This is a genomic window from Bacillus sp. Bos-x628, from assembly GCF_040500475.1.
In the GTDB taxonomy this organism is placed as follows: Bacteria; Bacillota; Bacilli; order Bacillales; family Bacillaceae; genus Bacillus; species Bacillus maqinnsis.
In genome coordinates, this window is sequence record NZ_CP159358.1 from 2,416,871 (window position 1) to 2,432,632 (window position 15,762).

14 protein-coding genes are annotated in these 15,762 nt (G+C 41.2%); 10 read left to right on the forward strand and 4 right to left on the reverse strand.

All coding sequences use genetic code 11. The features are described 5' to 3' along the window. Nucleotides 1-87: 87 nt before the first annotated feature. From ABVJ71_RS12485 to ABVJ71_RS12495, 3 genes are all read left to right on the forward strand, one after another. Nucleotides 88-1,389 (forward strand): HD domain-containing protein, encoded by a 1,302-nt coding sequence (locus tag ABVJ71_RS12485; protein WP_353854296.1) that lies wholly within the window; start codon nucleotides 88-90, stop codon nucleotides 1,387-1,389. 30 nt (nucleotides 1,390-1,419) lie between these two features. Then, nucleotides 1,420-1,920: a YwgA family protein gene (locus ABVJ71_RS12490; protein ID WP_353854297.1), complete on the forward strand. Its 501-nt coding sequence runs from the start codon at nucleotides 1,420-1,422 to the stop codon at nucleotides 1,918-1,920. Nucleotides 1,921-2,148: 228 nt separating this feature from the next. Then, complete coding sequence (locus tag ABVJ71_RS12495; RefSeq protein ID WP_353854298.1) at nucleotides 2,149-2,961, forward strand: zinc-dependent metalloprotease; 813 nt, start codon at nucleotides 2,149-2,151, stop codon at nucleotides 2,959-2,961. Between the two features lie 56 nt (nucleotides 2,962-3,017). On the opposite strand, the gene ABVJ71_RS12500 is transcribed toward ABVJ71_RS12495, so the two are convergent. Next, nucleotides 3,018-3,203: a 2-hydroxymuconate tautomerase gene (locus tag ABVJ71_RS12500; RefSeq protein ID WP_353854299.1), complete on the reverse strand. Its 186-nt coding sequence runs from the start codon at nucleotides 3,201-3,203 to the stop codon at nucleotides 3,018-3,020. 112 nt (nucleotides 3,204-3,315) lie between these two features. Here ABVJ71_RS12500 and ABVJ71_RS12505 point away from each other — a divergent pair, with 112 nt between their 5' ends. Together ABVJ71_RS12505 and ABVJ71_RS12510 are read left to right on the forward strand one after the other, a co-directional pair. After that, on the forward strand, nucleotides 3,316-3,972 hold the full coding sequence (locus tag ABVJ71_RS12505; RefSeq protein WP_353856657.1) for a site-2 protease family protein: 657 nt from the start codon (nucleotides 3,316-3,318) through the stop codon (nucleotides 3,970-3,972). A 12-nt stretch (nucleotides 3,973-3,984) separates the two neighbouring features. After that, on the forward strand, nucleotides 3,985-4,503 hold the full coding sequence (locus ABVJ71_RS12510; protein ID WP_353854300.1) for a YwhD family protein: 519 nt from the start codon (nucleotides 3,985-3,987) through the stop codon (nucleotides 4,501-4,503). A 132-nt stretch (nucleotides 4,504-4,635) separates the two neighbouring features. On the opposite strand, the gene ABVJ71_RS12515 is transcribed toward ABVJ71_RS12510, so the two are convergent. After that, complete coding sequence (locus ABVJ71_RS12515) at nucleotides 4,636-6,705, reverse strand: transglycosylase domain-containing protein (protein ID WP_353854301.1); 2,070 nt, start codon at nucleotides 6,703-6,705, stop codon at nucleotides 4,636-4,638. A 224-nt stretch (nucleotides 6,706-6,929) separates the two neighbouring features. On the opposite strand from ABVJ71_RS12515, the gene speE reads away from it, so the two are divergent. The 5 genes from speE to cls (ABVJ71_RS12540) all read left to right on the forward strand — a co-directional run bounded on the left by speE (nucleotide 6,930) and on the right by cls (ABVJ71_RS12540) (nucleotide 12,784). Beyond that, a complete protein-coding gene (gene speE, locus ABVJ71_RS12520) occupies nucleotides 6,930-7,760 on the forward strand; it encodes a spermidine synthase (protein ID WP_353854302.1) in 831 nt (276 codons plus the stop codon). Nucleotides 7,761-7,830: 70 nt separating this feature from the next. Continuing rightward, nucleotides 7,831-8,703 carry an agmatinase gene (gene speB / locus ABVJ71_RS12525; RefSeq protein ID WP_353854303.1) on the forward strand — a complete coding sequence of 291 codons (873 nt, stop codon included), beginning with the start codon at nucleotides 7,831-7,833 and terminating at the stop codon, nucleotides 8,701-8,703. 232 nt (nucleotides 8,704-8,935) lie between these two features. Continuing rightward, nucleotides 8,936-9,358, forward strand: coding sequence for a DUF1934 family protein (locus ABVJ71_RS12530; RefSeq protein ID WP_353854304.1), 423 nt, complete (start codon nucleotides 8,936-8,938; stop codon nucleotides 9,356-9,358). After that, nucleotides 9,355-11,028, forward strand: coding sequence for an arginine--tRNA ligase (gene argS / locus ABVJ71_RS12535; RefSeq protein WP_353854305.1), 1,674 nt, complete (start codon nucleotides 9,355-9,357; stop codon nucleotides 11,026-11,028). The genes ABVJ71_RS12530 and argS overlap by 4 nt, the downstream gene beginning before the upstream one ends. A 253-nt stretch (nucleotides 11,029-11,281) precedes the next feature. Continuing rightward, nucleotides 11,282-12,784, forward strand: coding sequence for a cardiolipin synthase (cls, locus tag ABVJ71_RS12540; RefSeq protein ID WP_353854306.1), 1,503 nt, complete (start codon nucleotides 11,282-11,284; stop codon nucleotides 12,782-12,784). A 751-nt stretch (nucleotides 12,785-13,535) separates the two neighbouring features. Here the strand turns inward: cls (ABVJ71_RS12540) and uvsE are convergent. Continuing rightward, a complete protein-coding gene (uvsE, locus tag ABVJ71_RS12545; protein ID WP_353854307.1) occupies nucleotides 13,536-14,498 on the reverse strand; it encodes a UV DNA damage repair endonuclease UvsE in 963 nt (320 codons plus the stop codon). Nucleotides 14,499-14,510: 12 nt separating this feature from the next. Beyond that, nucleotides 14,511-15,707 (reverse strand): cardiolipin synthase, encoded by a 1,197-nt coding sequence (cls, locus tag ABVJ71_RS12550; RefSeq protein ID WP_353854308.1) that lies wholly within the window; start codon nucleotides 15,705-15,707, stop codon nucleotides 14,511-14,513. Between the last annotated feature and the right edge of the window lie 55 nt (nucleotides 15,708-15,762).

A 15,762-nucleotide genomic window follows, 5' to 3' on the forward strand; every position in this document is an offset into this window, starting at 1 on the left:
AACACATTCTCCAACAAATTCAAGGATGTTATCGGGGGAATTTTCCCGATATAATAGAAACACGTCTTAAAAAAGAGGGACGAAACGATGGCGTATCCAAAAGGGAAATTATCTGAAGAAAAAGTATTTAAAGATCCTGTGCACCGCTATGTCCACGTACGGGACGCATTAATATGGGATTTAATAGGAACACGAGAATTTCAGCGCCTTAGACGAATAAAACAGCTAGGAACAACTTATTTGACGTTTCATGGTGCAGAACACAGCCGGTTTAATCATTCACTCGGTGTATACGAGATTGTGAGACGGATTGTAGATGATGTGTTTAAAGGGCGCCCTGAATGGGATGAAGGGGAACGTGAGCTTGTGCTGAGCGCAGCTTTGCTTCATGATCTCGGACATGGTCCGTTTTCTCATTCCTTTGAAAAGGTCTTCCACTTAGATCATGAATCGTTTACAAGAGATATTATACTAGGAAAAACTGAAGTGAATGAAGTGTTGAGCCGAGTTAGTGACGATTTTCCGAAGCATGTGGCTGAAGTGATTGCAAAAACGTATCAAAACAAACAGGTGGTCAGTTTGATTTCCAGTCAAATTGATGCTGACAGGATGGACTACTTACAGCGTGATGCTTACTACACAGGCGTCAGCTATGGTCATTTTGATATGGAACGTATTTTGCGGGTAATGCGTCCGAGAGAAGATCAAATTGTGATGAAGCAGAGTGGGATGCATGCCGTAGAGGATTACATTATGAGCCGCTATCAAATGTATTGGCAAGTATACTTCCATCCAGTTACACGCAGTGCGGAAGTCATTTTAACGAAAATCCTTCATCGAGCGAAAGAGCTGCATGAAACCGGCTATATGTTTACACATGCCCCTGTTCATTTTTACTCGATTTTTGAGGGGAATGTCACAACAGAGGATTATATTAAGCTGGATGAATCCATTGTCTTGTTTTATTTTCAAGCGTGGGAAGATGAAGAGGACCACGTGCTCGCTGATTTGTGTCGCCGTTTTATGAACCGCCGTTTATTCCAATATACAGAGTTTAATCCAAACGAAGAAATGACGAAGTTTTTTAAGTTGACTGCCTTGTTCAAAGAGGCAGGCATTGATCCAGATTATTATTTAGTGGTCGACTCTTCCTCTGACTTACCTTATGACTTCTACAGACCGGGGGAAGAAGAAGAGAGACTGCCGATTCACCTCATGACACAGAGTGGACATATTAAAGAACTGTCGAGACAGTCAGATATTGTCGACGCCATTTCCGGTAAACGAAGAACCGATCACAAACTTTATTTCCCGATGGACTTAATTGTAGATATGTCGGAAAAAGCTGAAGAAAAGAAGGCGATCATGAAGCTGCTTGGATTGGGATAAGGAAGTATTGAAAAAGGAGATGTCGGGAATTTGTTGAAAGAACATGCAAAGTTGATGAAGGTATTCTCTGAATCAGGAGAAATCGTTGGACGGAAGAAGCTGCAAAAAATGATTTACATAGCAAAAAAGTTAGACTTGCCTTTTTATGAGAAATACGATTTTCATTTTTATGGCCCGTATTCAGAGGAGTTGACGCTTAGGATTGAAGAGCTGTGTAACCTTGGATTCTTGGACGAAATGAAGGAAAAAAAGGGCGGATACTATCAATATCGCTATTCGCTAACGGATAATGGGAAGGAGTTTCTCGAGCAGTGTGAAGTGGACATGCCTGACGTAAAGGGGATTACTCAGCAGATGAATCAGCAATCGTCCCGTTTTCTTGAGCTCGTCTCGACGATTTTATACTTTGATGACTTGTCTCAAGATGAGGTGAAGGAAAAGGTCTTCACAATTAAAAGGAAGCAGCGGTATACGGACGAAGAATTTGAAGCCGCACTTAATTATATTGATCAATTAAGAGAATTGTGCTAGTTTTGCCAAAACGCCCGACAGAATTCGGGCGTTTTTTGTTTGTGAGGACCCATGCCAAAAGCGCTATTTTCTAATGAAATGTGTGCCAAAATATCTGAAAAATTAGTGAATATGGCGTCATTAGACTACATTCTTGTGAATCTAACTTCCTGTTTTTGACTGAATAGAAGGAAAATGGTGAATTTTCAGTGAATATATAACCTTGTTAAAAACAAAGGAGGGATAGGAATGAGAAAACGATCAGTCTTTTTGTCATTTTTATTGGTAGGTAGTTTGTTACCGGGGGTAAGTTCTGCTTCAGCACCATTAACGAGTGCAGGTCATGATCATGATCATCATCATGCGCCATTTGAAACACATATCAGTGATGGGTTGCCAAAGGCAAACGATTTTAAAGATTTGATGACAGCTCCTTCAATTGAGCGTGATGTAACGACAAAGGTTTTAGATGAATCTGGTAAGCAGGTTGGATCAAGAACCTTTAAGGCGAATACAGGAGATTCTATTTCAACGAAAGCAAGCACAGGCAGTCAAAAAGTGACAGTCTATGCGGTAGCAGATGCACAGTATCGTGCGAAATATAGCGATTGGCAAACACGTATTGCCAGCATCATTGAGCAAGCGGATGTCACATTTAATCGTGACCACGATGTCGATTTTGTTGTACAAGCGGTAGGGTCTTGGACGTCTTCTGGGTCTAACGCTGATCAAATTCTTTCAAACCTTCAGCGTAGCTTTGATGGCAGAGGGTATGACTTTGTGACAGGATTTACAGCAAATCCAAACTTTGATGCTGGCGGTATCGCTTATGTATATAATAGTGCTCCGAGCGGAAGTGCATTTGCCGTTAACCTTGATCAAGGAACAGCGAATACAGCGAAAGCAGCTACTCACGAATATGGTCATAACTTTGGTTTACCTCATGACCCTCAAGGAAGTGGTATTGTTTGCTTAATGAATTATGATTATTCTTACACAGTCGATTTTTTTGATGCTGCACATAAAAATCAAGTGAATCGTAATAAAGCTTGGTATAGATAAGATAAGAAACAAAAAGGACAAACACTCAAACACGAGGGGTTTGTCCTTTTATATGCTTACTGGTCGCTCATTCGTTTTCCTGCTACGGCATAGTGTTCTTTTTTCATTTCTTCAATAATGACAGAGACTTTTTCTGCTCCTGCGCCTGTTGTTTCCACAACTGCAGCTGTTACTTTTTCCACAAGTGCTCTTTTTTGTTCATCTGTTCTTCCTTCAAGCATTTGTACGGTGACAATCGGCATATTCAATCCTCCTTTTTCCTTCAATGTTACGCTTCCCTTTAGTTTAAGGGAGTTCTTATAGTATACTGAATGAAGTAAATCATTGTATAGAAAGAAAGAGGGATTTATGTTTTTGGACCAATTGTTTGTTTATCCATTAGCACTCATTCCATTTGTCGCCATTACGCTTGTTGTTGCGTTCACGATGCACGAGCTGGCACATGCATCTGTTGCTTATCGTTTTGGAGACCCGACAGCTAAAAATCAGGGGAGATTGACATTAAATCCTCTGAAGCACCTTGATGTATTCGGGACGATCTTGATATTTGTCGCTGGGTTTGGCTGGGCAAGACCAATACCGGTGAATCGTTATCATTTTAAACATCCTCGATTAGCTGGGATTTGTGTATCTATTGCCGGACCGCTAAGTAACCTGTTTTTAGCGTTCATTGGCTTTTTTATGTATATCCTTCTTCAGAAATTTGGGGGAGAGTGGGTCATTCATTTTGAGCCGGGTGTGGATTATTTTTTTCTAATATTTATTAACTTGAACCTTATTTTGTTTTTATTTAACTTATTACCACTTCCGCCGCTTGATGGATATCGGATTATTGAGGATGTCGTCAGTCCGAGCATTCGGGCAAAGATGACGCAATTTGAACAATATGGGATCATTATTTTCCTGATATTCGTCATTACGCCCCTTGGTCAGTTTATTTTTGGCCCGCTGATCAGTATGAGAGATCAAATAATTAATTGGTTTAATATCATTTTCAAGCCGCTGCTTTAGGAGGTCAGATGAATGGAAGGTAAAAAAAAGAAACCAATTGGTTTTAATATCATTAAAAAAACAGATGCAACTGACGGGCATGGAGGTTTTGGGGCAGGTGCGCTCAGCCTTGATAACATCTCACCCGTCATTATTGATGTGAAGGAGAAGGAAGCTTTCATTGATATCGGTGCGATGCATGCAAGAAGTGCAGTAGAAAAAGGAATTAAATTTTTGAAAAATAAAGAAGAGGTTCCAAATGGAAAACCATATTGGCTCGTGTGGGTGACCATTGACCGCAGGGAAGTGGGTCCTTATTACGCAGGGGTGACAGCATGTGAAATGACGGTCGACCGTTCGATTCGCCGCGGATATAAGTCGCTCCCAGAACATGTGAATTTAATGGATAAATCAATGAAACGTAAAATCATCGTGGACCATATGGATGATTCGTCCAAGAAGGTACTCGCTAATTTCTTAAAGACACATAATGAAGCTCTTTGGGAAGCATCAACAGATGAATTGAAAAAAGGGCTCGCCGTCGCTGATTAATTGTGAATTTTTTGTGAAGAATGGCTGGAAGGCTACCCATTCTAGCTGTTTTTTGAGTAAACTGGTGTTAAAGCTAGGACATGGAGAATCCCGAGATTTGTTCATCTCGGGTTTTTTCATGTCTTTTTTTATTTATCGGTTCAACCATTTTTCCCACCATTTTCTTGGCTTTTGATCTTGAGACGGATCTTGCTCCACTGCCTTTTTCTCGGCGCCATTACATACCCCTGTCGGTTCAGTTCCTTCTATAAAATAAGTGAATACTTTTGATTCACATCCGGGGCCTGCGATATCACCGGTTTTTGGGTTGATATACACGCCTTTCACTCCGTCCGGCGGCATAAAGGAGGAGGCTGGTTGATCTTCAAGGGCTGATTCCATAAAATCTGCCCAGATTTTTTTCGCATAGGCGGTTTCTTCAACAGAGTCAATAGTGCGTCCTTTATCATATCCAGTCCACACCCCTGTGACGAGCTGCGGGGAAAAACCAATCATCCAGCTATCGGCTCCAGTTGTCCCAGATTTCCCGCCATATGTTCGTGTGAGTTCCTTCATGATCGTGCGACCGGTGACACTCGTATACCCGTTTAGTTGATCATTGAACATGCCTGTCATCATGTCTGTTATGACAAATGCCGCTTTTTCATCAAGCACTTGCTCTCTTTTTTGTTTTTCCTCAAAGAGTACGTTGCCTTTTGCATCCGTTACTTTGGTGATAAAAGTTGGTTTCACCCGTTTGCCCCCGTTTACAAGCATAGCATACGCATTTGTCATTTCAATGGGCTTAACAGGTGACGTACCTAGAGCAAGAGAAGGGACTTGATCCAGTTTTTCATGGATGCCAAATGTTTTGCCAGCACGTACAAGCTGTTCCATCCCTAAAAACAGATGGGTTTTGACGGCATATATATTATCAGAAAGAGCCAAGGCTTGAAGCATTGTAATGCCGTCATTGGCGTAATAGCCGTGATAGTTGCTTGGCGAATAGGTAGCATCGTTTCCTTGATCGTCGAGTTCAAATACAGTTTCCTCACTTCGCATCACTGTCGCTGGTGTAAATCCATTTTGCACTGCAATGTAATAGAGCAATGGTTTCATCGTTGAACCAGGCTGTCTTTTAGCTTGTGTGACCCGATTGAATGGGCTTTTCTTATAATCTCTTCCGCCAACTAGGGCAAGCACATGCCCTGTCTGGGGATGAATAGCTGTGAAGCCAATCTGGATGTCTGAATGAGGATTTATGGTGTCTTTCATTGTGTTCTCAGCGATTTTTTGCAAAGCAGGGTCCAGTGTTGTTTGAATATGAAGTCCATAGGTTTCAATCTGTTCCTCTGTTAAGTGAAGGTTTTGTTTCAGCTCTCTGATCACATCATCATAAAAATACGGTGCTTGTTTTGCTTGCAATGGCTGTTTTTGCAAAGGACGATAAGACAGTTTTTCTTGAGCCGCATCAGCGGCTGCTTTCTTTGAGATCATCCCATCTTCTTGCATTTGTTTCAGGATCATCATTTTTCTTGAATGGGCTTTCTCCTGATTGACATAAGGAGAATAGAGGGAAGGACCTTTTGGGATTCCGGCGAGCAGGGCGGATTCGGCTAAAGTCAAATCCTTTGCTTTTTTTCCGAAATAAAGTCGAGAAGCGGCTTCCACACCATACGCACCGTGACCGTAATAGATGGTGTTCAAATAGCCTTCTAAAATTTCATCTTTTGTATAGTTTTGCTCTAAGCGAATCGTGTAAAATGCTTCATTCCACTTTCGCTTCCATGTTTTATCGTGATCTAAATAAAGGTTGCGCGCGTATTGCTGGGTGATCGTGCTGGCACCTTGGACCTTTGCCATGGCACGGATATCAGCCACCGCAGCACCTGCCATCCGTTTGATATCAAACCCATGATGCTGATAAAAAGTTTTATCTTCAACGGCAACAACTGCTTGTCTCATGTAAGGAGACATCTCTTTCAATGGAACCCAATACCGTTTTTCTCCAAAATTGGTTTCTCCAAGCTTCGAGCCGTCTGCTGCATAAATGGTCGTGGATTGAGGAACTTGCACAGAAGGAGCACCTTGCCATTTTGCCAGTAAAAGGATTGTCAAAAAGACAGTTCCTGCAAATAGAAAGGCGAGCAGGCCAATAAAAAAGCATGCTCGAATCGTTTTCATGGTCATGCGGATTCTTTTATTACTCATGATTGTGTCCATGCAAAGCCCCCATTTTGCCGTTTTTTATCAGTATGGAACAAAGAAAACTGTTTTAAACAAGCGAATGCATTGGCATGATGGAAAAATGAAGATATGTCATGTGGTTCTTTACAATTTGTTATGAATCCACTATACTTTCTTCTTGGACAATCGCGATATGTAATAGCCGTTACAGGCGCTAACAATAGATGTTTGTTTATTATTGGATGAGAGGAAGATGAACAATGAGCGAGCTTTGGTATACAGAAAAGCAAACGAAGAATTTTGGCATTACATTGAAGGTCAATAAAACCCTTCATACGGAGCAAACAGACTATCAACATTTAGAGGTGGTGGAAACAGAAGAGTTTGGCAATATGCTGTTTTTAGATGGCATGGTGATGACGTCAGAGAAGGATGAGTTTGTATACCATGAGATGGTGGCGCATGTTCCTCTTTTCACTCATCCAAACCCTGAAAATGTACTAGTCGTAGGTGGGGGAGACGGCGGTGTCATTCGTGAAATCCTCAAACATCCAAGTGTGAAAAAAGCGACACTTGTTGATATTGATGGCAAAGTGATCGACTACTCGAAGAAATATCTTCCTTCAATTGCTGGCAAGCTCGATGATCCTCGTGTCGATGTCAAAGTGGGAGACGGTTTTATGCACATTGCAGAAGCTGACAATGAGTATGATGTCATTATGGTGGACTCTACTGAACCAGTAGGACCAGCGGTTCATTTGTTCTCCAAAGGATTTTACGCAGGAATTTCAAAAGCATTAAAAGAAGACGGCATTTTCGTTGCACAAACGGACAACCCTTGGTTCACACCAGAATTGATTACGAATGTACAGCGTGATGTGAAAGAAATCTTCCCGATTACAAAGCTTTATCTTGCAAACATCCCAACGTATCCGAGCGGGCTTTGGACATTTACGATGGGTTCGAAGAAATATGATCCACTTGCGGTGGAGGACAGCCGTTTCTTCGATATTGATACGAAATATTATACGAAAGAATTGCACAAAGCGGCGTTCGTTCTGCCGAAATTTGTGAGCGACTTAATCAAATAATCAAGTGAAACTAGGGATGCGCAAATGACTGTTTGCGCATTTTTTGAAAGCTAAAAGGAGGAATCTTTGCATGAGATTTGACGAGGCTTATTCAGGAAAAGTATTTATTGGAAGTCATCCAACATGGGAAGATGCAAAAGTGATTTTATATGGCATGCCGATGGATTGGACAGTGAGCTATCGCCCAGGTTCACGTTTTGGTCCGAACCGCATTCGAGAAGTATCCATTGGTTTAGAAGAATACAGTCCTTATTTAGATCGTCAGTTGCATGAAGTACCATTCTTTGATGCAGGAGATATTCCACTTCCATTTGGTAACGCACAAAAAAGCTTAGATTTAATTGAAGTGTACGTCGACAGTATTTTAGAAAAGGGCAAATTTCCATTAGGAATGGGCGGGGAGCATCTAGTCTCTTGGCCTGTCTTCCGTGCCATGCATAAGAAATATCCAGATTTAGCGATTATTCATATGGATGCTCATACGGATCTGCGTGAGGAATATGAAGGTGAGCCGCTATCACATTCTACACCGATTCGTAAAGTAGCAGAGCTGATCGGTCCTGAAAATGTGTTCTCTTTCGGTATCCGTTCTGGTATGAAAGAAGAGTTCGAATGGGCAAAAAAAGCCGGCATGCACATATCTAAATTTGAAGTGCTGGAGCCATTGAAGGAAGTATTGCCGAAACTAAAAGGTCGTCCAGTTTATGTGACCATTGACATTGACGTACTTGATCCAGCACATGCGCCTGGTACAGGAACAGTTGATGCTGGCGGAATTACTTCTAAGGAATTGCTTGCGTCTATTCATGCCATTGCTGGTTCTGATGTGAACGTTGTCGGTGCAGACCTTGTGGAGGTTGCGCCTGTATACGATCACTCCGACCAAACAGCCAATACAGCGAGCAAGCTTCTTCGCGAAATGCTGCTCGGGTTTGTGAAATAAATCGTGATATAAGAGCTTGCCATTTAATTTGGACAAGCTCTTTTTTTAGCTTGGTTGATCATTGGATTTATTCTGTTCATCAGCTTCATTTTCTCTTTTCCTTTTTTTACAGTGAAATAGCTCATTCAAACAACGTTTATTCCAAGTGAAGTTTAGAGATGATGGTATGATAGGCGATCGTGAATATGGTATACTATTTTAGTTAAACGGGTCTTAGCAAAGGAAGTGCAAAATGACACAAAACGAGATTTCAATTCATGTAAAGTCAGTGATGAGACCAGAGACGGAGCAAGCTGAAACAATTGAATTCCGAACAACTGGAACGTATCAAGAGATAAATGACAAAACGTATCTCACTTACTATGAAGAACATGAAATGGGTAAAGTGAAAACCGTTGTGAAAATGAGTGAAAAAGAGATTTTTGTCATGAGATCAGGTGCTATTCATATGAAGCAACGTTTTCTCATTGGAGAAACGACAGTGACACATTACAAAATGCCATTTGGCACACTTCAGCTTGATATGCACACACATGGCATCGAACTTGATGAGGAAAATGGGTTATTGCACATTACGTACGATATGCTGACAGGTGAAAATCAAAAGCATTTACATACATTATCTATTTCGTATAAGGAGGATTTACGTTCATGAATATCGCAGAACAGGTCAAAGATGCGTTAAAGAAAGAGATAATTGCAGCAGTCGTCAAGGCAGGACTTGCCACAGAAAGTCAGGTGCCTGATGTCTTGCTAGAAGTGCCGAAGGAGAAGGCGCACGGAGACTATTCCACCAATATGGCAATGCAGCTTGCAAGGATCGCAAAGAAAGCACCACGTCAAATTGCAGAAGACATTGTGGCGGCCTTTGATAAAGGAAAAGCATCTATTGAAAAGCTTGATATTGCCGGACCAGGCTTTATTAACTTTTATATGAACAATCAATATTTAACAAAATTAATCCCAGCTGTACTTGAAGCAAAAGACGCTTATGGAGAAACAAATACAGGGGGCGGACAAAAAATCCAAGTTGAGTTTGTTTCTGCAAATCCAACTGGAGACCTTCACCTAGGACATGCACGCGGGGCAGCCGTAGGTGATTCTCTTTGTAATATCCTCGCTAAAGCAGGCTATGACGTGAGCCGTGAATACTATATCAATGATGCGGGCAATCAGATAAACAACTTGGCGTTATCTGTAGAGGCACGTTACTTCGAGGCGCTTGGTCTTGAAAAGGAAATGCCAGAGGATGGCTACAGAGGGGAAGACATTAAAGGAATTGGTCAAAAGATTGCCGATGAATTTGGTGATCGTTTCGTGCATGAGCCAGAAGAAGAACGAATGAAGTTCTTTCGTGAGTACGGTTTAAAATATGAATTAGAGAAACTACGTGTAGACCTAGAGAATTTCAGAGTTCCGTTTGATGTATGGTATTCAGAAACATCCTTATATGAAAACGACAAAATTGAGCCCGCACTTAAAACGCTTCGTGAAAAAGGCTATATCTATGAATCAGAGGGTGCGACTTGGTTTCGTTCGACTGATTTTGGCGATGACAAAGATCGCGTCTTGATAAAAAAAGATGGCAGCTTCACCTATTTGCTTCCAGATATCGCATATCATAAGGACAAGCTAGACAGAGGTTTTGACCAACTGATTAACATTTGGGGAGCAGACCACCACGGCTATATCCCTCGAATGAAGGCGGCGATTCAAGCGCTTGGATATCCAGCGGACAAACTTGAAGTGGAGATCATTCAGCTCGTTCACCTATACAAAAATGGTGAAAAGATGAAGATGAGCAAGCGTACAGGGAAGGCTGTCACCATGCGTGATCTTATTGAGGAAGTCGGATTAGATGCGACTCGTTATTTCTTTGCAATGAGAAGCGCGGCGACACATATGGACTTTGATCTAGACTTAGCGATTTCAACGTCTAATGAAAACCCAGTGTATTATGCACAATATGCACATGCGAGAATTTGCAGTATGTTGCGTCAAGGTGAAGAAAAAGGCTTTGAGCCGAGCCTTGAAAAAGCAGATCTTTCTTACATCCAGTCGGAAAAAGAATATGATCTTCTGAAAATCATTGGCAGTTTTCCAGAGGTTGTGGCAGAAGCAGCTGAAAAGCGTATTCCGCACCGCGTGACAAATTATATTAACGACTTGGCATCTGCGCTTCATAGCTTCTACAATGCTGAGAAAGTCATTGATGTAGAAGACGAAACAAAAACAATTGCACGTCTGACATTAATGAAGGCAACACAAATTACCCTATACAATGCATTAAAATTGATCGGTGTATCCGCTCCTGAAAAAATGTAACATGAACAAGACCCGCTTAGGAAAAAGAGCGGGTCTTGTTTTTAGTAATGAACGATCATGTTGCTTGTGTCAAAAAATCATATTGTCTGTTTTTCGCTAATGCATGTGTTTTTCATTCGACCATCCACTGCAAGCATCAAATTCTGTCGACCTGTCAATGATAGAAGAAAGCTTAAACGACAATCTGCGTTTGAGTCAAGCTGTAAACAGGGTATAAAAGAGAAAAAGACGGAAACGAATGAGGCGGAAAACGGTGGAAAAGAGGAGACTGGAATTTTTATTTTTATATTTCATGATATTGGGCGCATATGCTGTGTTTTGGCTGCCGATACCAGCATGGAGCAGCCAGTTGTATGCTACTTTTTATGTTGCGATTATTTTATTTAGCGTCGTGTCACTGATGCTAGAGAATCGCACATCACAGCACACGCTGTTATGGATGTATGTGCTGATCTTTTTCCCGATCATTGGGTATCTGTTTTATTTGTTTTCAGGACAGCTCTATGTAAAAGGGCACTTGTTTAAATCAAAGAGAATGTATAACCGTGAGAAGTTACGTAGAATATCTGAATTGGAGAGTCGGCCGGATGAAACGCGTTTAACAGATAGCCAGCGTGCTTTTTTTCACTATACAGAAAAGGCGACAGGCATGCATGTGAATACGAATAGTGATATGGAGATTTTAAAAAATGGAGAAGAAACATTTCGGCGAATGTTTGAAGAAATAAAAAAGGCTGAAACGTTCATTCATCTTGAATACTACAAGTTTAAATCTGATTTCCTCGGTCATCAGATGATGAAGATTCTCATAGATAAGGTGAAAGAAGGCGTTGAGGTTCGCTTTATTTATGATGCGGTGGGCAGTATTCGTTTTTCACGCAAAGATATTCAACGATTGAAGCAGGCTGGTGTAAAAGTGGCTCCATTTTTGCCGTTGAAATATGGATTTTTTAATCAAAAAATCAACTTCCGAAATCACCGGAAAATCGTTGTGATTGATGGAAAGACTGGGTTTGTCGGCGGATTAAATGTTGGGAAAGAATATGTAGGGCGAGATGAAAGTATCGGCTTTTGGCGTGACACGCATACGATATTGAAGGGTGAAGCTGTTCAGACTCTTCACTCTATTTTTATGTTGGATTGGGAGTACGTATCAGATGAAGTGTTAATCGATGACCCGAAGTATCATACACCGCATCCTGTCACAGGAGAGGACGTCATTCAAGTTGTACCAACCGGTCCTGATATGAAGGAAAGTATGAGTGATTTATATGATGCACTCATTTCCAATGCCAAGAAGTTTGTTTGGATTGCCACACCTTACTTTGTGCCAAATGAGTCGATTCGGACAGCACTAAAAATCGCTGCCACAAGAGGTGTCGATGTGCGTGTGATGGTGCCGGAGACGAATGACGGCTTCTTGACGCAGTACGCCACACGATCATATTTCCCAGAGCTTTTAAAAGAAGGCATTAAAGTGTATCACTATCAGAAAGGCTTTATGCATCAAAAGGTCATGATTGCAGATGGAGAGCTGGCCTCTGTTGGCACAGCGAATGTCGATATGAGAAGCTTTCAGCTCAATTTTGAGGTCAATGTGTTTATGGCTGCGGAGAAACCGATTGCACAATTGATAGCACATTATGAAGAAGATATGAAGGAATGTGAGCAGATGGGGCCGGTTCATTTTTATAAAAGAGGCTTGAAGGAACGTTTAAAGGAATCTTTTGCCCGATTGTTTTCAGGTGTGTTGTGAAACGTGTCATTGGAAGAAATTATTCGTTTTTGTAAAACGAAACTCCTTTTCTATAAAAATGATGTCGGTCAATGGAGTCGTCCACCATCTGACGTCTTCCGCCGCATTTTTATGATCGTGATGATGGAGAGATCACCATGATGGCGTGAACACGAAATCAATGGCATTCTCTTCAGTTCTCATCTTTGATGAAACAACGTTAGCACATTTGGCAGCCGACCAGACGACATCGCTTATCGACTTGCAATGATAAAAATTGCAAATTGTATCATTGTGGTCATAGAAAACGGCATTCAAGAACAAGGTCGTCATCAAGATTTGGTTCAAAAAAATGGGCTTTTTACACTGTCTACTTAGAGGGGATAATATCAGAAGAAGGGCTTTTCTTGTCAGGATAGAAAAAACTTGATTAGGAAGGATTTGATTGAATGAAGAGGCATAGGCGTTTACAGAAGGAGGATAAAATGGGTCTTTACGCTCGAAGAAGAGCAGCGTCTGTGCTGCTCTTCTTTTATCATACTAAATGGTCTAAGTAGATCTTCAGCCTTTTTTCCTTCTACCACGATTAAGTCATCTGATTCTAAATGGGTGAGCCTTGTGGCATTTTTCATAAAGAGAAATAAGCTTATGTAAATTCAATGCTTTAGCAGTAATTCGGATTGAGTAGATTTGAGACACCTTCATATCCTCCTGAAAATTACTTTTTCACAATAGCTTTGTTACCCTTGTTTGCATAGGGATAAACCTTTCTCTATGATTTCCACTTAATGGTTCCTCCGCCTGTTCGCTTGTTGCCTCTTATCGCAGACAGCTCTTCAACAAGACGGAGCAATGCTTGATCTTTTAACTTCGCCTCAATCATAAAGTCAACATCGAGTCCGTAAGGTTTTAATGCTTCAAAAAGTGGCATGACAAAGGACACATCCACGAAATCTGCATGACTGCGTATCGTTTTTTCAGACTTAGGTGAAGATAAGTGGATTTTAGGCGGAATGCCAGTGCTCGTCCAAGTGTCGAACATTCTTGGCAGGATGTCTTCAAGCACGGCATCATCATCTTTATTGGCCACGTGATGATGGTAATCAAAAACAAATGGAATATGGTGCTTTTCACATACAGTGAGCGTCTCTAACGATGTGTACGTTTTGTCATCGTTCTCCAGCGTCATTCTCGCTTTGATATGAGCCGGAAGTTGTTTAATATTTTCATCAAAACGGAGAAGTGCGGATTCCTTATCTCCGTATGCACCGCCAACGTGAATGTTCATATAGCCATCCTCTTCAAGCTCCATTGCCTCGAGCATGTGATAATGATATGTCATATCCATCACTGCATTTGCTGTAATGGAAGGGTTCGGGCTTGTAAAAAGTGTGAATTGATTTGGATGAAAGCTAACTCTTAATCCGTGCCTTTTGACCAATTGACCGATTTCAAGAAACTCTTTGCGAAAGGGGGTAACAAAGTCCCAACGAACTTCTGGGTGAGTTGCCAATGGAACGATCGAACTTGAAAAACGGTAAAGCGGGATATCATGGGCAATGGCGAAATAAAGGGTCCTTAACGTATTCACGAGATTAGCTTTTGTTGTACGTAATAACGCCTCCTGCCTGTCCTCTTTTGACAACTTGCTGTATCTTGCGAAGGTCAGCGACTTAGCAGGAGAAGCGTCCCATAATGTGACCGCATTAGATACATAACCAAAGCGATAACGCATATGTCATCTCCTTTATAAAAAGTACGAGAACATGGCGCCAACCCATTCCAGCGGACGTGACAAAAGCGGACGCTGTGTCAATTTCTCCTCTGTCATAAGCTCAGACACTTCCATGTGCTCCCGAATCTTTTCCTCTACGTGTGCAGTAAAGTCGGCATCATCAATGACCACATCTACTTCCTCATTTAAAAACAAGCTACGCTTATCAAAATTTGCTGTACTGATCATGCAGCGATTTTGATCAATCAGCATCGCTTTTGCATGATAGAAGCCTTTATAAAAACGATAAACGAGACAGCCAGTTTCAATCAGATTTTTTAGATAATGAAAACCTGCTTCTTTGACAAGAGGATGATCTGCCTTCATTGGAATGACGATTTCCACTGTTACTCCTCGCTTTCGTGCATCGAGCAGGGCCTGAAGAAGTTGTTTCGATGGAATAAAATAAGGTGTGCAAATGATCACCTGTTGCTTTGCATGTTGAATATCATGAAGTAATAATTGTTCAAGCGAAAAGCCAGCAGTCGCACGTGTCGTACATGGTAATGTTCCCGGTTCAAATGTAGGAAAAATCTCGTATTGTAGCTGCTGGATGCCAGATGAACGGAACAAATCATTTAGGAACACATACTGCAGGTCTGCTACAATTGGTCCTGTCAATCTCAAATGATAATCCTTCCAAATGCCGAAACGTCCTTTTTTGCCTACATATTCATCTCCAATATTAAATCCGCCAATATAGCCTATTTTTCCATCAATAACTGTGATCTTGCGGTGATTTCTCATATTTAGCCGATAAATAAAAAACGGAAAACGGGGTTTATTTAAAAAGTAGAACTGAATACCGCTTTTTTTCAGCATTTGTATTGTTTGTTGATCAAACGAGTATGATCCTATCCGATCGGTCAGTAAAAAGACAGAAACCCCTTGTTCCGCTTTGGCTTTTAGTGCTTGTAAAACTCTTTGCCCGATCTTGTCGTTCTTTACAATAAAGAACATCATATGAATAGAAGAAGAGGCCTGTTTAATATCAGTGAGTAACTGATCAAAAAGTGGTTCCCCATCATGATAAAAGACTGCATCGCCACTCGTTTGTTCAAAGGACCGTTCAAAAGCGTGTGCAGAAAAATATTTTTTTGCTATATAAATATCTAACATCACAAGCAGTGCCAATGCGATGAGTATGAGTAGGATGATCAATGCGATCATGAAGGTTCCTCCTTTTTTGCATATTTCATTAGTGTACCCAAACGTGTAAAAAATA